Raw genomic sequence first — 18363 nt, forward strand, 5'->3', positions numbered from 1 at the left:
ATGGAGACGCTGCGCGAGGTGGCGGCGGAGCTGCGGACGGGCTGACAGCACGGCGGGGGGGGGGGGGGGGGGGGGGGGGGGGGGGGCGCCCCCCCCCCCCCCCCCCCCACCACCTGCGGTTTTCCCGCGTGCCTGGGCCCGTGCCCGGGTCCGTTACGGCAGCGCCGGCCGGCTGTCCGTGAAGAGCCAGGTGTCGAAGAGGTCGTCCAGCTGCTGCCCGGATATCCGCTCCGCCAGCGCGATGAACTGCGCGGTGGTGGCGTTGCCGTACTGGTGCGCCCGCGTCCAGGCCGGCAGCAGCGCGAAGAACGCCTTGTCCCCGATGCGCTCGCGCAGCGCCTGGAGGGTCATCGCGCCCCGCTGGTACACCGCCGAGGAGAACATCGTGTCCCGCTGCGGATCACCGACCCGCACCTTCCAGAAGTCCGATTCGGCGGGCCGCGCCCGGTACGCCTTCAGGAAGGAGTCGTGCGCGCTCAGCTGTCCCTTGTGCTCGCTCCACAGCCACTGCGCGTACGTGGCGAAGCCCTCGTTCAGCCAGATGTGCTGCCACTTGGCCACCGAGACGGAGTCGCCGAACCACTGGTGGGCCAGTTCGTGGACGATCGTCGTCTCGTTGCGTACCGCCGAATAGACGGGCTTGGTCTGGGTCTCCAGCGAGAAGCCCGCCTCCGGCATGTCGTCGACGATCGCCCCGGTCTCCTCGAAGGGGTACGGGCCGAAGACCTTGGACCAGTAGTCGGTGGCCTCGGCGGTGATGCCGTAGACGTCGACGCCGCCGGTGGGCAGGGTCGGGTCGATCGCCGTGTAGACGGGGATGCCGCCGGGCGTGGTGCCGGTCCGGACGTCGAACTTCCCGATGGTGGCGGTCGCGAGGTAGGTCGCCATCGGCCGGGTCTCGCGCCAGTGCGCGTAGGAGCGGCCGTGCTTCTCGTACGCGGCGACCAGCCGGCCGTTGGAGACGCCGGTCAGGCCCTTGGGCGCGTCGATGCGGATGTCGTACGTGGCCTTGTCGCCGGGGTGGTCGCTGGAGGGGAACCACGTGGAGGCGGCGTTGGGTTCGCAGGCGACGAAGACGCCGTCCGCGGTCTTCATCCAGCCGTACTGGGAGCCGAAGACGATGGGGCCGCCGAGCGGCTCGGGGACACCGCCGTAGTCGATGCGCACCGTGAAGCGCTTGCCCCCGCGGAGGACGGTGGCCGGGGTGACGGTCAGCTCGTCGCCGGAGCGGCCGAAGCGGGCCCGCTCGCCGTTCACCCGTACCGAGGTGACGTCCAGCTTCTGGAGGTCCAGGTCGAAGGCGCTGAGGTTCTTGGTGGCGCGTGCGGTGATCGTCGTACGGCCGTCGAGGCGGTCGGTGTCCGGGTCGTAGCGGACGCCGAGGTCGTAGTGGAGGGCGTCGAAGCCGCCGTTGCCCAGGTTCGGGAAGTAGGTGTCGCCGGCGCCCGGGTCACCGGGTGAACCGCCGGGCGCCGCGGCGACGGTGAACGCCGCGGCGGCAGCGGTGGCCAGCGCGAGCAGGCGGGTTCTGTGACGCACACGAGGACGCGCCGAGCGAGGACGTGCGGAACGAGAGAGTGCCATGGGTGAGCCGATCCCTTCGAACACACGGATGTTTGTTGAACAACCGCGCCGACTCTGCACTCTCCCGTTCCGTCACACCCGTCACTTTGCCAACTCATCAGGAATTACTTTGCCGTTGGCTCCTTACCGACCGGCTCGGGGGCCTGATCGGGGGCGTTCTCCGGGTGATGGCACGCCACCTGGTGCCCCGTGCGCAGCGCCACCAGCGGCGGCTCGGTGGTCGTGCAGACCTCGGTCGCCTTCCAGCAGCGGGTGCGGAAGCGGCAGCCGGACGGCGGGTTGATCGGCGAGGGCACGTCGCCCTTGAGCAGGATGCGGTCCCGCTCGGTGCGCCGCTTGGGGTCCGGCACCGGGACCGCGGAGAGCAGCGCCTTGGTGTACGGGTGCATCGGCGCCTCGTACAGCGAGGTCCGGTCCGCCAGCTCCACGATCTTGCCGAGGTACATCACCGCGATCCGGTCCGAGACGTGCCGGATGACGGACAGGTCGTGCGCGATGATCACGTAGGTGAGGCCCAGCTCCTCCTGGAGGTCGTCCATCAGGTTCACGACCTGGGCCTGGATGGAGACGTCCAGCGCGGAGACCGGCTCATCGGCGACGACCAGCTTGGGCTTGAGGGCGAGCGCGCGGGCGATGCCGATGCGCTGCCGCTGGCCGCCGGAGAACTCGTGCGGATACCGGTTGTAGTGCTCCGGGCTCAGGCCCACCAGCTCCAGCAGCCGCTGCACCTCCTTCTTCACGCCGCCCTCGGGCTCGACGTTCTGGAGGCGGAAGGGGGTGCCGACGATGCCGCCGATGGTGTGCCGCGGGTTCAGCGAGCCGTACGGGTCCTGGAAGATCATCTGGACGTCGCGGCGCATCGGGCGCATCCCGCCGGTCGACAGATGCGTGATGTCCCGGCCCTCGAACTCGATGGTGCCGCCGGTCGGCTCGTCGAGCCGGGTGATCAGCCGGCCCATCGTGGACTTGCCGCAGCCGGACTCGCCGACCACGCCCAGCGTCTCGCCCGGGTACACGTCGAAGTCGATGCCGTCGACCGCCTGTACGGCGCCGACCTGGCGCTTGAGCAGGCCCTTGGTGATCGGGAAGTGCCGGACCAGGCCGCGCACCTTCAGCAGGGGCGCGGCCGCGGGGGCGGCCTCCGCGGTCCCTGTCGTCTTCTCGTCAGTCGTCTCGGTCACAGCTTCGGCGCAATCTCTTCGGTCCAGATCCGCTCCCGCTCCTCCTGCGACATGTGGCAGGCGGAGAAGTGGCCCCCGTCGACCTGGCGCAGCTCGGGGCGGACCGTACGGGTGAGGTTGTCCTTCGGGATGTCCGCGTACGGGCAGCGCGGGTTGAAGGCACAGCCGGAGGGGACGTTGATCAGGCTGGGCGGGGAGCCCTTGACCGGGATCAGGCGGTCGGTCTGCTCGCGGTCGATGCGCGGCATCGAGCCCAGCAGGCCCCAGGTGTAGGGGTGCTGCGGCTCGTAGAAGACCTTCTCGGCCGGGCCGCGCTCGACGCACCGCCCGCCGTACATCACCAGCAGGTCGTCCGCGAGCTCGGCGACCACGCCCAGGTCGTGGGTGATGATGACGACCGCCGAGCCGAACTCCTTCTGCAGGTCCCGGATGAGGTCCAGGATCTGCGCCTGGACGGTCACGTCCAGTGCGGTGGTCGGCTCGTCGGCGATGAGCAGCTCGGGGTTGTTGACCAGCGCCATCGCGATCATCGCGCGCTGCCGCATGCCGCCGGAGAACTGGTGCGGATGGTCGTCCACCCGCTTGTCGGGCTGCGGGATACCGACCCGGTCCAGCATCTCGATCGCGCGCTTGCGTGCGGTCTTCTTGTCCACGTCGTGGTGGACGCGGTACGCCTCCACGATCTGCTGGCCGACCGAGTAGAAGGGGTGCAGCGCGGACAGCGGGTCCTGGAAGATCATCGCCATCCGGCGGCCGCGCAGCCGCCGTACGTCGTCGGGGTCGGCGCCGATCAGCTCCTGGCCGTCCAGCCAGATCTCGCCGGACATCCGCACCTTGCTGCGCTGCTGCCGGGAGGCCCGGTGCAGGCCCATCACGGCGAGCGAGGTCACGGACTTGCCGGACCCCGACTCGCCGACGATGCCGAGCGTCTTCCCCTTCTCCAGCGTGAAGGAGAGGCCGTCGACGGACTTCACGACCCCGTCGTCGGTCGGGAAGTGCACCTTCAGGTCGCGCACTTCGAGGAACGCGGTGGGTGCCGCGCCGCCCTCCGCGACCGGCTCGGCGATCGCCGCCGGGGCCGCTGCCGCATCCGCCGTCGCGGTGGTCTTGGTCAGGTCGTCGGAGTCGGTCACGAGAGCCTCACCCGCGGGTCGACGGCGGCGTACAGGACGTCCACCACCAGGTTGCACAGGACGATGAAGAAGGCGGCGAGCAGGGTGACGCCGAGGATGTTGGGCAGGTCGTTGGCGGTGATCGCCTGGACGGCGAAGGCGCCCACGCCCTGGAGGGAGAAGACCTGCTCGGTGATGAGCGCGCCGCCGAGCAGCAGGCCGAGGTCCATGCCGAAGACGGTGATGATCGGGGTGAGCGCGGCGCGCAGGCCGTGCCGGACGACGACCTTGCGCTCGTGCAGGCCCTTGGCCCGTGCGGTACGGATGTAGTCCTCGTTCAGCGTTTCCAGCATGCCGGCGCGGGTGAGCCGGGCGTACAGCGCCGAGTAGAGGAACGCCAGGGTGACCCAGGGCAGGACGAGCGTGCGCGCCCAGCCGAACGGGTCCTCCAGCAGCGGTACGTAATCACTGCGCTCGAAGATCGGCCATTGGTAGGTGAAGAGGGCCAGCGCCAGGGCGCCGGTGAAGAACATGGGGAGCGAGACGCCGGCCAGCGCCACGCCCATCGCCGCCCGGTCGAAGAGCGAACCGGGACGGAGCGCGGAGAGCACGCCGGTGGCGACGCCGGAGACGACCCAGACCACGGCGGCACCCGCGGCCAGCGAGAGGGTCACCGGGAGCCGGGACTGGATCTCGGGCCAGACCTCGATGTGGGTCTTGAAGGAGTACCCGAAGCACGGGAAGTTGCAGCGGACCGCTTCGGGCCCGAACTTGTAGTCGACGCCGACGAAGATGCCCTTGAGGAAGTCCCAGAACTGCTCGTACACCGGCTTGTCCAAGCCGAGGTTCTTCTTCACCGCGGCGATGTCCGCGGGCGTGGGGGCCTTGCCGATGTACTGCTGCGCGAGCTGGTCGGAGGACTGCCCGGCCAGCTTCGGCAGCACGAAGAAGATGCCGAAGGTGACCGCGCTGACGATCAGCAGCAGGATCACTGCGCTGATCAACCTGCGGATGATGTACGAGAACACGGGACTGCGGCGTCGGTGCCCGCCGGCCGCCGCCGGCGGGCACCAATGCCTTCACCTGCCTTCCGGGGCTGCTACTTCTTGATGCCGACGTTGAGGTAGTCGTACTGACCGCTGAAGGCCGAGGTGGACACCAGGTTCGTGGCCTCCGGCGAGCGGTACATCAGCACCTTGAAGTAGGTCAGCGGCACGATCACCGCCTGCTCCATCGTCTTCTTGTCGATCTCGGCGTACGCCTTCTCGCGCGCGGCCTGGTCGGTGTTGGCGATGGCGGTGTCGAGCAGCTTGTTGATCTCCGGGTTGTCCAGCTCGGAGAGGTTGGTGTTGCCGGACTGGCTGATCGCCTTGCCGTTCAGGATCTGCTGCAGGTAGCCGTAGCCGGTCGGGAAGTCCGAGCCCCACTGCATCATGATCAGGCCGACGTTGTTCTTCTTGTTGAACTTCGGCACGCCCGCGTAGTCCGAGAAGTACTTGCTCGTCGGGTACTGCTGGATCTTGGCGTTGATGCCGATCTTCTTCAGCGAGTCGATGACGGTGGTGGCCGCGTCGACCTCGTCCTGGCGGTCGGAGCGGGCGAGGATGGTGGTGTCCACCTTGCCGGCGCCGCACTCCTTCCACTTCTTCTTCGCCTCGGTCAGGTCGAGCTGGTCCTTGGCGTCGTACTTCTGCGGGTACATGTCGAACTTCTGGTACCCGGCGATGTCGGTCGGCAGGACGGTGGAGGCGATGTCACCGCGGATCGGGCCGCCGAGCGAGGTCTGCACGGCCTTCTTGTCGATCGCGTACTGGACGGCCTGGCGGCACTCCAGCTTGTCGAACGGCTTCACCTTGGAGTTGATCGCCGTGTAGACCAGCCGCTGGCCGAGCGCGTTGTCCGTGTTGGCCTTGAGCTTGGAGTCGGTCAGCAGCTGGGCCTGGGTCTGGCCGTCGACGCCGCGCCCGGCGAGGTCGATGTGGGTGTTGCCGGACTGCAGGTCCTTGTCGATGGTCGACTGGGCGACCTTCATCTTCAGGACGATCTTGTCCGGGAGCTGCTTGCGCAGCGGGTCGGTCTTGGCGGACCACTGCGGGTTGCGCACCAGGGTGAGCTGCTTGCCCTCCTGGTAGCTCTGGAACTTGTACGAGCCGCTGGAGACGACGCTCTTGGTGTAGTCGGCGCCCTTGTCCTTGGCCTGCGGGACCGGCGCGGTCTGCGGCGCGGACACCAGGTAGTCGAACTCCGCGAACGGCTTCTTCAGGTGGAAGACGATCGTGTGGTCGTCCGGCGTCTCGATGGACTTCAGCCCGGCCTTGGACTTGTCCTTGTACGGGCCCTTGTACTTGTCCTCGTCCTTCAGGAACTGCTGGAAGTAGTTCGGGCCGAGCGAGAGGGTGTCGCGCGCGAAGTTGGAGCGCTCCACCGCGTACTTCACGTCCTGCGAGGTGACGGGCTTGCCGTCCTCGTACTTCACGCCCTTGCGGAGCTTGTACGTCCAGGTCCTGCCGCCGTCGGTGGGCTTGCCCATCGACTCGGCGAGGTCGGGTACCAGCTCGTTGCCCTTCTCGCCGGGGGCCGGCTTGAAGGTGGTGAGCGGACGCGCGTAGAGACGGCTGAAGTTGTAGATGAAGGCGTAGTAGGTGTTGCCCGGGTCGAAGGACTCGGGGGCGTCGCTGATCGCGTAGTTGACCGTCCCGCCCTTCGCGTCCGAGGCGTTGACGATGCCCTTCGTCGCGGCGTTCGCCGCGGACTCGCCTCCGTTCGCGTCCTTGCCGCCACTGCAGCCGGCCAGCAAAAGGCCCGCACTGGATATGGCCGCGATCGCCGCGACCGGAACTGACCTTCGCATGATGCTCGGTTTCCCCTTCGTTCGTCGGAAACTTCGGTGGAACTAGCCGGGACCGCCCGGGCGCTGCCGGAACGGCGTCAGCGGCTGCGCGGGTCCAGCGCGTCCCGCAGGCCGTCACCGAGCAGGTTGAACGCGAGTACGGTGACGAAGATCGCGAGGCCGGGGACGAGCATGTACTGGGGGTCGACCTCGTAGTACTTGACCGCCTGGTTCAGCATTCCGCCCCAGGAGGACTGCGGGGGCTGGATGCCGACACCGAGGAAGCTGAGCGCCGCCTCGAAGAGGATGTTCGAGGGGATCAGCAGCGTGGAGTACACGACGATGGGCCCCACCAGGTTCGGCAGCAGCTCCCGGAAGAGGATGAACGGTCCGCGGGCGCCCATCCCGCGGGCGGCGTCGACGAATTCGCGCTCCCGCAGCGACAGCGTCTGGGCCCGCACGATGCGGCCCATGTACGGCCAGTTGAAGAAGCCGATCACGAAGATCAGGACCGAGATGTGCAGCGGCAGACCCTCCAGGCCGAAGGCGCCGCCCTGCAGCGAGGCGGAGATGGCGATGGCGAAGAGCAGCAGCGGGAACGCCAGGAAGACGTCCATCATCCGGCTGATCACCGCGTCCACCCGGCCGCGGTAGAAGCCCGCCACCACGCCGAGGACCGTGCCGATCGCCACCGACAGCAGCGTCGCGCCGAACGCCACGATCAGCGAGACCCAGGAGCCCTCCAGGACCCGCGCGAGCAGGTCGCGGCCGAACTTGGGGTCCACGCCGAGCGGGTGGTCCGCGCTCATGCCGCCGAAGTCGCCGAGCGGCAGGGTGGTGTTGGGGTCGATCAGCGACTGGTTCGGCTCGTTCGGGTCCAGGCCGAGGAGTGACTGCAGGGGCCGGGAGAGCGCCGCGATCACGATGAGGAGGATGACAACGATGGCACCGGCCACCGCGACCTTGTCGCGTTTGAAGCGCAGCCAGGCGATCTGACCGAGCGAGCGGCCCTCGATCCGCTTGCTCGACACGCCTTCCAGCACCGCTTCCGGCTGCGCCTCGGCAGCCGCCCCGGTGGTCTCGATCGGTGCGGTCACGTGCCTTAGACCCCTCTCGGCCGCGCTTGGCCGGCCCATGTCCGCCGCGTCGGCGGCTCGGTTCACATCACTGGTGTGCGCGCCGGCGGACGTCCGGAGGTCTTGCAGCTCAGCGTTTTTCGGATGTCCGCGCGACAGCGGTCGAGTTGCCCGTCGCACACAGGGTCCAGACCCTGCTGCGGGAGTCTTCATCCGAGTCGCGATCAGTCACCAGCCCTGCCGGGGAAAGGATGCGCAACTGTGATGTGCTCCACGGCATTCCGTTATACGGACATCCGGGACGGCTCAGCGGTTCGCACCCCCGCCCGACGGCGACCTCAACGACGGTACACAGGAGGGCAATTCGGCACACGTCGGCGTGCGGGGCGACAACACTTTCACGCCGTGATGGGGGCGCGCGTGACCTCAGTAGGGACGGGGGTAGCCGTAGCCGTGGGGGGCGGTGGGGGCGGCGGTCGGGTCCTGCGCACCGCGGTCGAAGAAGGGGCGGGCGTAGGCCCGCATCCACATGCCCACCGGGTCGTATTCGTCCTCCAGCGCCACCGTCGAGACAGGCAGTCCCTCCGGAACCGCGCCGATGGACTGCTGCATCATCAGCCGTACCGACTCCACGGCGGCCGGACCGGTGTCGTACAGCTCCAGACCGATCGCCAGGTACGGGACGCCGAGCGCGGGCTGCACCCAGGCGCGGCGCAGCGAGCGCACCGCCGGGGTGCGGTGCGCGTTCTGCCCGAGGAGGGCGTAGAACTGCGGGATCTCCACGGCCGGTTCGGTGATCCGCAAGGGTCCCGCGGGCAGCCGGTCCAGGCCGCCGGCGATCCGGCGCAGGTCCAGCCAGGGGACGCCGACGCCGCCGCCCGGCGCGTGCGGGTTCAGCCACAGGCCCCAGCGGTCGGGGTAGAGCGCGGCGGCGATCTCGGGCCCGGAGACCACTTCGTGGGCGCGGGTCCAGCCGCTGGCCGCGAGCTCCGCCGGGGAGGTCACGCACGGCGCGTAGCCGAGCCCGTCGACCTCCATGTTGCCGTACTGCGCATCGGGGGCCCCGGCGCTGCCCTGCCACAGCAGCATCCACACCTGGCCCCCGGCCAGCGCCTGCAGCAGCGCCTCATAGGCGTCGTACCGGCCGGGCGAGACCTGCTGCAGCACCTGCTCGACCTGGCCGGCCGCCGCTCCCTGATGCGCACCCGCGCTCACGTGTCCCCGTCCCTTCTCTCGGCAGGCGCGCAAGGGCGCCCGCCCGGTCATTGCACCAGCTTAAGGGCGGGTCCGGCGCGCGGCCGGGGCCGGGCGCGGGCCGGGCGCGAGTGATCCGCCCCGGTACGGGCGGGTTCGCGGCCGCGTTCGCGTTACATCAGGTCCTGCGCGTAGAAGGGCCGGACCCGCTCCCGCATCCAGTCCACGACGGGGTCCTGGGCGATGTCCAGCATGACCAGCTGGACGGGCCAGGGCACCGGTACGGCGCCGAGCGCCCGGCCCAGGGCGGCCAGCGCGCCGTCCCGCTGCCCCTGGTCCTGGAGCGCCGCCGCCGGGTCGGCGACCTGCACGCCGACGAAGAGCGTGGGCGCGTCGCCCTCGATGTTCGCGAGGCAGCGGCGGGCGGTCATGACGTACGGCACGCCGGAGAACTCCAGCCCCGCCGCGGCGAGGAAGTCCACCGGCTCGTCCTGCCAGTCCGGCTCGTACAGCCGCACCCGGCCGCCCGAGGGCAGGCCGTCGCGCGGCATGTCACCGCGGCACAGCTCGGCCACGGCGGGCGGCGGCAGCGGTGCGCCGACGGTGCCGTCCGGGTTCACCGCGATGCCGATCTTCGGCGGCAGGCCGCGGGCGAACTCGCGGGCCGGGGCGACGGTGAACGACATGTGCTCCCCGACGACCTTCATGAACTCCTGCTCGGAGCTGAAGACGGGGACGTACGCCATGCCGTCGGGCAGCTCGACCGTGGGCAGGTCCAGGCCCGGTTGCCCGAGGCCCGCGCTCTCGGGGCCGCCGCCCTTGGGCAGCGGCACCCAGATCCGACTGCGGCCGAGCACCTCGACGATCCGGGCGCCGGCGTGCGGGTGGCCGACGGACGCGGCGAGCACCTCTTCCAGCTCGTTGGCCGGCCAGGCCAACTGCGGAATGCCCTGCTCGGAAATGCCCTGCCCAGGGATGCTCTGCTCCGGAATGTCCATGGTCACCCACCCGCTTCGTACCGCGCTGCCTGGTCGAAAACCCTAGCGTCCGACCGGCCGGTTCTTCATGGCCCGTCTCACACCCGGACCAAGACCACGCGTCACACCCGGGAACCGAAGCGCGCGGTCCCGTCAGCCGGATGTCAGCCGAACGTCGTCCGCTCCAGCGCGTCCGCCGCCCGCCGGTCCAGCAGCACCGACGCCGTGAACCCCTTCGGCAGCCGCGCCGACCGGGCCCTGGCCAGCAGCCGCCGGACCGCGCGGCGGTGCCGCCCGAAGGCGTAACCGGACACCCCGCGGCCCCTGGCCCGCTGCCCGGAGAGCGCCACCGCCGGCGGCACGTCGAGCAGGACGAGATGCAGCTCACGGCCCTCCCGCCGGGCGGTGCGCGCGATCCAGCGGCGCACCCAGGCGAGCGTGCCGCAGTCGTGCACGACCACGCTGCCGCCGGAGCGCAGCGCCTGCCGCAGGCCGTGGTAGTGCGCGGCCCGCACCAGCGGGCGGACCAGGCCGTACGGCAGCCTGCCGAGCCGGCCCGACTCCCAGCGCTCCCGTACGTCCTGGGAGTCGATGCGGTGCACGGGCACGCCGGCCCGGTCGAGCGCGGGCACCACGCGGTGCATCAGCGTGCTCTTGCCGCTGCCGGGCAGGCCCGAGACGACGACCAGGCCGCCCGCGGGGAAGCCCAGCTCCCTCACGGCCGCCTCGCCTTCCGTGCCGCGCAGGTCCATCACCGGCGCGCCGCGGCCGGGACGCGCCACCGCCTTGGGCGCGCGGGCGCGGCGCGGCACCGCGCCGGGCGCGACCCCCGCTGTCGTCGCGCATACGGCTTGCCTCTGCACCGTGATCGCCCTCCCCGTTGGTTCACTGGATGTCCCCCTACCCGCAGAGTGTCAAGAAAAGGTAATGAGCTTCAAGCGCGGGTCAGGTCGGGCGGGGCACACGGGGTGTGCGGGCCGGGACTCCTCTATCCGGCGCCGCCGTGCAATGATGTGCGCGCCACGTGCACCGCGACCGCACACCGGCGCTCAACTGCATACCGGCCGCTTGAATCCGCGCGGGAGAGTTCCCGCCAGGCCACGGCGGGGCGCCGAAGGAGCAAGTACTCCCTTGAATCTCTCAGGCCCCTGTACTGCGCGGACGAGGCAGATCTGAAAAGCGGGCCGCCCGGGTGCGGCCCCACCCAAGGTGCAAGCCGAAGCCCCGATCGGGGCTGTCGGTGAACCTCTCAGGTTCCGATGACAGATGGGGAGACGTCCGATACGTCCCTGTCGTCCATCCCCCGGGAGCCCGCTGCCATGAGTGAACCCCGTCGTACCGCGCTCGATGCCACGCATCGCGCGCTCGGCGCGACCATGACCGACTTCGCCGGCTGGGACATGCCGCTGCGCTACGGCAGCGAGCGCGACGAGCACGTCGCCGTCCGCACCCGCGCCGGCCTCTTCGACCTCTCCCACATGGGCGAGATCACCGTCACCGGGCCGCAGGCGGCCGACCTCCTCGACTACGCGCTGGTCGGCAACATCGGCTCGGTCAAGCCGGGCCGCGCCCGGTACACGATGATCTGCCAGGAGGACGGCGGCATCCTGGACGACCTGATCGTCTACCGGCTGGCCGACCAGGAGTACATGGTCGTGGCCAACGCCTCCAACGCGCAGACCGTGCTGGACGCGCTGCGCGACCGGCAGGCCGGCTTCGACGCCGCCGTGCGGGACGACCGCGACGCGTACGCGCTGCTCGCCGTCCAGGGCCCGGAGTCCGCGGGCATCCTGAAGAGTCTCACCGACGCCGACCTGGACGGCCTGAAGTACTACGCGGGCCTGCCCGGCACCGTCGCGGGCGTCGAGGCGCTGATCGCGCGGACCGGCTACACCGGCGAGGACGGCTTCGAGCTGTTCGCCCGGCCCGCCGACGCGGTCGCCCTCTGGGAGGCGCTGACCGAGGCGGGCAAGGACGCCGGACTGGTCCCCTGCGGCCTGTCCTGCCGCGACACGCTGCGCCTGGAGGCGGGCATGCCGCTGTACGGGAACGAGCTGTCCACCTCCCTGACGCCGTTCGACGCGGGCCTGGGCCGGGTCGTGAAGTTCGAGAAGCCCGGGAACGAGGGCCGCTTCGTGGGCCGGGACGCGCTGGCGGCGGCCGCCGAGCGCGCCGAGCAGAACCCGCCGCGCAAGCTGGTCGGGCTGATCGCCGAGGGCCGCCGCGTGCCGCGCGCGGGCTACCCGGTCGTGGACGCCGAGGGCACCGCCATCGGCACCGTCACCTCCGGCGCCCCCTCCCCCACCCTCGGCAAGCCCATCGCGATGGCTTACGTGGACGCGGCGCACGCCGAGCCGGGCACGAAGGGCGTCGCCGTGGACATCCGCGGCAAGCACGAGCCGTACGAGGTCGTCGCGCTGCCCTTCTACAAGCGGGAGAAGTAGCCGCCCGGCGTGGCGCAACCCGCCACGGCCGCTCCGTACGGACGGTAGAAGTGCCTGCGGACGGTAGAAGTGACGCGTTCGCGTCTCACCTGTCAAGACCCTCTGCACGATCATTCCCGCGCATCCAGGAGAATCGAACCATGAGCAACCCCCAGCAGCTCCGGTACAGCAAGGAGCACGAGTGGCTGTCGGCCGCCGTGGACGGCGTCTCGACGGTCGGCATCACCGAGCACGCGGCCAACGCGCTCGGCGATGTCGTCTACGCCCAGCTCCCCGAGGTCGGCGACACCGTCACCGCGGGTGAGTCCTGCGGCGAGCTGGAGTCGACCAAGTCCGTCAGCGATCTCTACTCCCCGGTCGACGGTGAGGTCACGGAGGTCAACGAGGACGTGGCGAACGACCCGTCGCTGGTGAATTCCGCCCCCTTCGAGGGCGGCTGGCTGTTCAAGGTGAAGCTGAGCGGCGAGCCGGAGGACCTGCTCTCCGCCGACGAGTACACCGCTTTCACCGCCGGCTGACCTACGCCCGCCCGCCGTGCCGAGGGGCCACAAGCCCCTCGGAGGCTCCCACCCAGGAAGACTCATGTCGCTTCTCAACAGCTCCCTCCATGAGCTCGACCCCGACGTCGCCGCCGCTGTCGACGCCGAACTCCACCGTCAGCAGTCCACCCTCGAGATGATCGCGTCGGAGAACTTCGCTCCGGTCGCCGTCATGGAGGCCCAGGGCTCGGTCCTCACCAACAAGTACGCCGAGGGCTACCCCGGCCGCCGCTACTACGGCGGCTGCGAGCACGTCGACGTCACCGAGCAGATCGCGATCGACCGGGTCAAGGAGCTGTTCGGCGCCGAGTACGCCAACGTGCAGCCGCACTCCGGCGCCTCCGCGAACCAGGCAGCGCTGTTCGCCATGGCCAAGCCGGGCGACACGATCCTGGGCCTCGACCTGGCGCACGGCGGGCACCTCACCCACGGCATGCGCCTGAACTTCTCCGGCAAGCAGTTCAACGTGGTCCCCTACCACGTCGACGGCAACGGCCTGGTCGACATGGCCGAGGTCGAGCAGCTCGCCAAGGAGCACCGCCCCAAGGTGATCATCGCGGGCTGGTCGGCGTACCCGCGCCAGCTCGACTTCGCCGCCTTCCGGCGCATCGCCGACGAGGTCGGCGCGTACCTGTGGGTCGACATGGCGCACTTCGCCGGCCTGGTCGCCGCGGGTCTGCACCCGAACCCGGTCGAGCACGCCGACATCGTGACCTCCACCACGCACAAGACGCTCGGCGGTCCGCGCGGCGGCATCATCCTGGCCAAGAAGGACTTCGCGAAGAAGCTGAACTCCTCGGTCTTCCCGGGCTTCCAGGGCGGCCCCCTGGAGCACGTGATCGCGGCCAAGGCGGTCTCCTTCAAGGTCGCCGCCTCGGAGGACTTCAAGGAGCGCCAGCAGCGCACCGTCGAGGGCGCCAAGCTCCTCGCCGAGCGTCTGACCTCCCCCGACGCGCGCGCGTCGGGCGTCAACGTGCTCTCCGGCGGCACCGACGTGCACCTGGTCCTGGTCGACCTGCGCGACTCCGAGCTGGACGGCCAGCAGGCCGAGGACCGCCTCCACGAGGTCGGCATCACGGTCAACCGCAACGCCGTCCCGAACGACCCGCGGCCCCCGATGGTCACCTCGGGCCTGCGGATCGGCACCCCGGCGCTCGCCACCCGCGGCTTCACCACCGAGGACTTCCGCGAGGTCGCCGACATCATCGCGCTGGCACTCATGCCGGAGTACGACGCGGCCTCCCTCAAGGCCCGCGTCACCGCGCTCGCCGACAAGCACCCGCTCTACCCCGAGCTGGGCAAGTAAGACACCCGGCGGTCGTACGGGCTTCACGGGCCCGGGGCATTCCGTCCCCGGGCCCGTGGCGTGCGCGCCCTCATACGCACCGTGACGTGTGCGCCATGTGCGCCTTCCCACAGGACGTCCGGTAACCGCCCGGTAGGCCCCTTCTGTCGCGTTAGGCTCGACAGTCGGCGAAGAAACGTCCCACCTACGCCGTTCACGGCCTGCTCCGGCGGAGCGTGCCCGGCACGCATCCCGCCCACTCGCCCACCCTGAGCAGACAAAGGAGTCCGCCACCGTGGCCATCTCCGTCTTCGACCTTTTCTCCATCGGCATCGGCCCGTCCTCCTCCCACACGGTCGGCCCGATGCGCGCGGCACGGATGTTCGTGGGCCGCCTCAAGAAGGACGGCCTCCTCGCGCAGACCACCTCCGTACGGGCCGAACTCTTCGGCTCGCTCGGCGCCACCGGCCACGGCCACGGCACCCCCAAGGCCGTCCTGCTGGGTCTGGAGGGCCACTCGCCGCGCACCGTCGACGTCGAGAACGCCGACGAGATGGTCGAGCGCATCCGCACCACCAAGCGGCTGCGGCTGCTGGACGCCGAAATAGGCGATGTGCACGAGATCGACTTCGACGAGTCGACCGAACTGATCCTGCACCGCCGCCGCTCGCTGCCGTACCACGCCAACGGCATGACCCTCTTCGCGTACGACGAGCACGGCGCCCCGCTGCTGGAGAAGACGTACTACTCGGTGGGCGGCGGCTTCGTCGTGGACGAGGACGCGGTCGGCGCCGACCGCATCGTGCTCGACGACACCGTGCTGAAGTACCCCTTCCGCACCGGCGACGAGCTGCTGCGGCTCGCCCAGGAGACCGGCCTGTCGATCTCCGCGCTGATGCTGGAGAACGAGAAGGCGTGGCGCACGGAGGAGGAGATCCGCGCCGGGCTGCTGGAGATCTGGCAGGTCATGCAGGGCTGCGTGAACCGCGGCCTGTCCCGCGAGGGCATCCTGCCGGGCGGCCTGAAGGTGCGCCGCCGGGCGGCGAACGCGGCCCGCGCGCTGCGCTCCGAGGGCGACCCGCTGGCCCACGCGATGGAGTGGGTGACCCTCTACGCGATGGCCGTCAACGAGGAGAACGCGGCCGGCGGCCGGGTCGTGACCGCGCCCACCAACGGCGCGGCCGGCATCATCCCCGCCGTCCTGCACTACTACATGAACTTCGTGCCCGGCGCGGACGAGGAGGGCGTGGTCCGCTTCCTGCTGGCCGCGGGCGCGATCGGCATGCTCTTCAAGGAGAACGCCTCCATCTCCGGCGCCGAGGTCGGCTGCCAGGGCGAGGTCGGCTCGGCCTGCTCGATGGCGGCCGGCGGCCTGGCGGAGGTGCTGGGCGGCTCCCCGGAGCAGGTGGAGAACGCCGCCGAGATCGGCATGGAGCACAACCTCGGCCTGACCTGCGACCCGGTCGGCGGCCTGGTGCAGATCCCGTGCATCGAGCGCAATGGCATGGCTTCGGCGAAGGCGGTCACCGCGGCGCGCATGGCGCTGCGCGGCGACGGCCGGCACCACGTCTCCCTCGACAAGGTCATCAAGACCATGAAGGACACCGGCGCCGACATGTCCGTGAAGTACAAGGAGACCGCGCGCGGCGGGCTGGCGGTCAACATCATCGAGTGCTGACGGCACGTGATCCAGATCACGGAATACCCCTGGGGGTTGGGGGCAGGCGCCCGTTCGTGATTCTCGTGATGCTGATCGCCCTGGCAACGCTGGGCCTGCTGGTGGCGCGCTACGCGCCCCGCCCCCCGGCCTGACCTCTTCACCCCGCGACGGGTCCGGACCTCCCCCGGTTCGGGCCCGTTGTCGTTTTTCCCTTGCGCCCCGGGCCCACACCCCGTATCCGTATGACACACGGGGAACTCCCGTACGCCGGATGGCGTTTGGTTGTCGACGGCGCTTTTCACACAGCGTGCACAGCCGTCGTGCACGGGGGACGTCGAGGGGAGCGACGAAGCACGGCCGGAGGGCGACTCCACCTTTGAGACCTCGCGTCAGCGGGCATGTCCATGATGGACCGCAGTGACGCTTGGTAATCGCACGGTTGCGGGAGGATTGCAATGCTGCACGGCGTCGATGTCAGCTCGTACCAGCCCACGTACTCCACCAAGGGGCTGGACTTCGTGTTCATCAAGGCCACTGAAGGCCGCTCGTACATCAATCCCCACCAGAGCTCCCAGGCGTCGCGGGCCCGTGAGGCAGGGTGCGTGGTCGGCTTCTACCACTTCCTGTGGCCGGGAAACATCGCGGCGCAGGCCCGGTACTTCGTCGACAAGTGCGCGTCGAGACTGGGCGACATCCTGATAGTCGACTGGGAGCGCACCAGCGCCGGGACGTACGCGAGCAACGCGCAGAAGGACCAGTTCATCCGCGAGGTGAAGGCCCTGCGGCCGCACCGCCACCAGGTACTCCTGTACTGCAACCGCGACTTCTGGCTCAACCACGACACCACGTCCTACGCCGGCGACGGCCTGTGGATCGCGGACTACGTCTCCGCGGGCCACCCGCGGATCAAGGCCAAGTGGCGCTTCCACCAGTACACCGACGACCCGATCGACAAGAACGTCGGCCAGTTCTCCAGCAAGGCCGCTCTCAAGGCGTGGGCCAACGAAGAATAGAGTTTCCTCGTACGTACGCGTCTGTGTACCGGTGCCGCGCGCCTCTCCGCGGGCCCCGGCGGCACAGCGAGACCACGAGGAGCCACCGTGACCGACCCGGCGTCCATGAGCCTGCAGCAGGAGATCGCCCGGGATCTCCAGGTGTCCGCGTCCTTCGACGCGCACGAGGAGATCGAGCGCCGGGTGGCCTTCCTCACCGAACGGCTGACCTCCACGGGGCTGCGCTCCCTGGTGCTCGGCATCAGCGGCGGCGTGGACTCCACCACCGCGGGCCGGCTCTGCCAGCTCGCGGTGGAGCGGGCCCGGGAGGCGGGGCACGACGCGACGTTCTACGCGATGCGGCTGCCCTACGGCGTCCAGGCCGACGAGCACGACGCGCAGCTCGCGCTCTCCTTCATCAAGGCCGACCAGGTGCTCACCGTGGACGTGAAGCCGGCCAGCGACGCGGCGCTGGCGGCCGTGCTGGCGGGCGGGGCGGCCTTCCGCGACGCCCATCACCAGGACTTCGTGCAGGGCAACATCAAGGCCCGGCAGCGCATGATCGCGCAGTATGCGGTGGCCGGCGCGCAGGAGGGCCTGGTCGTGGGCACCGACCACGCCGCCGAGGCGGTCTCCGGCTTCTTCACCAAGTTCGGTGACGGCGCCGCCGACCTGGTGCCGCTGACCGGCCTGACCAAGCGCCGGGTGCGCGCGGTCGCCGAGGCCCTCGGCGCCCCCGCCGAGCTGGTCTGGAAGACCCCGACCGCCGACCTGGAGACGCTGGACCCGGGCAAGGCGGACGAGGACGCGCTCGGCGTCACGTACGACAACATCGACGACTTCCTGGAGGGCAAGCCGGTCAGCGAGCAGACGTACGAGACGATCGTGCGCCGCTACCGCCTCACGGCCCACAAGCGCGAACTGCCGATCGCGCCCTGAGCGCCGGGGTCACCGGGCCGTCATCCCCCCGCAAGAGGGGCTTCCCCCACACGGCGTGAATCCGTGGCATCCCACGGGCATGCATCGGGCCATGGGATGCCACCAAGTGCGATCGGAAGATCAACTGTCAGTGGGTGCCTCTACGCTCCGGAGCATGAGTCACGCAGACCTGCGCGAACTCCAGACCGCGCTGACCCTCGCCGCCGACCTCGCCTCGGGCCTGCAGACGGCCCCCAGCCGGCAGGACGCCGACCAGCTGGTCGACGTCCTGCGGCGCGCCCTGACCGCCGCCGGATCGCTCGGCACCGAGACCGGGCCGGGCGGCAGCCCGACCGGCTGCGCCGCGCATCCGCACGGCGCGGTCGACCCGCTGTACGGCGACCCCGAGGACCCGCTGCCGCCGGGGTACGGCAAATGCCTGCTGTGCAACGACCGCCGCCGCCGGGCCGACGCTCGGCAGCCTTTGCGGCTAAACCGCCGCCGCTTTCGCGGACCCGATTGCTCGCCGTAGGGCTTCCTCAATTGATGGCTGATGCCTCGTTCCCCAATG

The 18363-nt window shown here is 70.2% G+C and carries 16 protein-coding genes and 1 riboswitch; of the genes, 7 read left to right on the forward strand and 9 right to left on the reverse strand.

Annotated features, from left to right (window positions below; translation table 11 throughout):
* Positions 1-153 precede the first annotated feature (153 nt).
* The 9 genes from ACIGXO_RS09115 to ACIGXO_RS09155 all read right to left on the reverse strand — a co-directional run bounded on the left by ACIGXO_RS09115 (position 154) and on the right by ACIGXO_RS09155 (position 10817).
* Positions 154-1584: a M1 family metallopeptidase gene (locus ACIGXO_RS09115; protein ID WP_399782519.1), complete on the reverse strand. Its 1431-nt coding sequence runs from the start codon at positions 1582-1584 to the stop codon at positions 154-156.
* A 104-nt stretch (positions 1585-1688) separates the two neighbouring features.
* A complete protein-coding gene (locus tag ACIGXO_RS09120) occupies positions 1689-2765 on the reverse strand; it encodes an ABC transporter ATP-binding protein (protein WP_399782521.1) in 1077 nt (358 codons plus the stop codon).
* On the reverse strand, positions 2762-3898 hold the full coding sequence (locus ACIGXO_RS09125) for an ABC transporter ATP-binding protein (protein ID WP_399782524.1): 1137 nt from the start codon (positions 3896-3898) through the stop codon (positions 2762-2764). The genes ACIGXO_RS09120 and ACIGXO_RS09125 overlap by 4 nt, the downstream gene beginning before the upstream one ends.
* Entirely contained in the window at positions 3895-4905 is a 1011-nt protein-coding gene (locus ACIGXO_RS09130; protein WP_399782528.1) for an ABC transporter permease, read from the reverse strand. The genes ACIGXO_RS09125 and ACIGXO_RS09130 overlap by 4 nt, the downstream gene beginning before the upstream one ends.
* A 71-nt stretch (positions 4906-4976) precedes the next feature.
* A complete protein-coding gene (locus tag ACIGXO_RS09135) occupies positions 4977-6728 on the reverse strand; it encodes an ABC transporter substrate-binding protein (RefSeq protein ID WP_399782531.1) in 1752 nt (583 codons plus the stop codon).
* A gap of 77 nt (positions 6729-6805) precedes the next feature.
* Positions 6806-7804, reverse strand: coding sequence for an ABC transporter permease (locus ACIGXO_RS09140; protein WP_399782534.1), 999 nt, complete (start codon positions 7802-7804; stop codon positions 6806-6808).
* 405 nt (positions 7805-8209) lie between these two features.
* Positions 8210-8998, reverse strand: coding sequence for an enhanced serine sensitivity protein SseB C-terminal domain-containing protein (locus tag ACIGXO_RS09145; protein ID WP_399782537.1), 789 nt, complete (start codon positions 8996-8998; stop codon positions 8210-8212).
* A 152-nt stretch (positions 8999-9150) separates the two neighbouring features.
* On the reverse strand, positions 9151-9975 hold the full coding sequence (locus tag ACIGXO_RS09150) for an enhanced serine sensitivity protein SseB (protein WP_399783813.1): 825 nt from the start codon (positions 9973-9975) through the stop codon (positions 9151-9153).
* Positions 9976-10118: 143 nt separating this feature from the next.
* The gene (locus ACIGXO_RS09155) at positions 10119-10817 is read right to left on the reverse strand and encodes an AAA family ATPase (protein WP_399782539.1); all 699 of its coding nucleotides are present in this window, start codon (positions 10815-10817) and stop codon (positions 10119-10121) included.
* 206 nt (positions 10818-11023) lie between these two features.
* Positions 11024-11120, forward strand: a riboswitch (glycine riboswitch).
* A 153-nt stretch (positions 11121-11273) separates the two neighbouring features.
* Here ACIGXO_RS09155 and gcvT point away from each other — a divergent pair.
* The 7 genes from gcvT (at position 11274) to ACIGXO_RS09190 (ending at position 18324) form a co-directional block, all read left to right on the forward strand.
* Entirely contained in the window at positions 11274-12398 is a 1125-nt protein-coding gene (gene gcvT, locus ACIGXO_RS09160) for a glycine cleavage system aminomethyltransferase GcvT (protein ID WP_399782545.1), read from the forward strand.
* 140 nt (positions 12399-12538) lie between these two features.
* On the forward strand, positions 12539-12916 hold the full coding sequence (gene gcvH, locus ACIGXO_RS09165) for a glycine cleavage system protein GcvH (RefSeq protein WP_399782547.1): 378 nt from the start codon (positions 12539-12541) through the stop codon (positions 12914-12916).
* 64 nt (positions 12917-12980) lie between these two features.
* Positions 12981-14243: a serine hydroxymethyltransferase gene (gene glyA / locus ACIGXO_RS09170; RefSeq protein WP_399782549.1), complete on the forward strand. Its 1263-nt coding sequence runs from the start codon at positions 12981-12983 to the stop codon at positions 14241-14243.
* A gap of 274 nt (positions 14244-14517) precedes the next feature.
* Entirely contained in the window at positions 14518-15900 is a 1383-nt protein-coding gene (locus ACIGXO_RS09175; RefSeq protein ID WP_399782551.1) for an L-serine ammonia-lyase, read from the forward strand.
* A gap of 437 nt (positions 15901-16337) precedes the next feature.
* Complete coding sequence (locus ACIGXO_RS09180) at positions 16338-16895, forward strand: GH25 family lysozyme (protein WP_399782554.1); 558 nt, start codon at positions 16338-16340, stop codon at positions 16893-16895.
* An 87-nt stretch (positions 16896-16982) separates the two neighbouring features.
* A complete protein-coding gene (gene nadE, locus ACIGXO_RS09185; RefSeq protein ID WP_399782558.1) occupies positions 16983-17813 on the forward strand; it encodes an ammonia-dependent NAD(+) synthetase in 831 nt (276 codons plus the stop codon).
* Positions 17814-17967: 154 nt separating this feature from the next.
* Positions 17968-18324: a hypothetical protein gene (locus ACIGXO_RS09190; RefSeq protein WP_399782561.1), complete on the forward strand. Its 357-nt coding sequence runs from the start codon at positions 17968-17970 to the stop codon at positions 18322-18324.
* Positions 18325-18363 lie beyond the last annotated feature (39 nt).

Origin of the sequence: Streptomyces sp. NPDC053542 (genome assembly GCF_044544685.1) — a bacterium.
Lineage (GTDB): Bacteria > Actinomycetota > Actinomycetes > Streptomycetales > Streptomycetaceae > Streptomyces.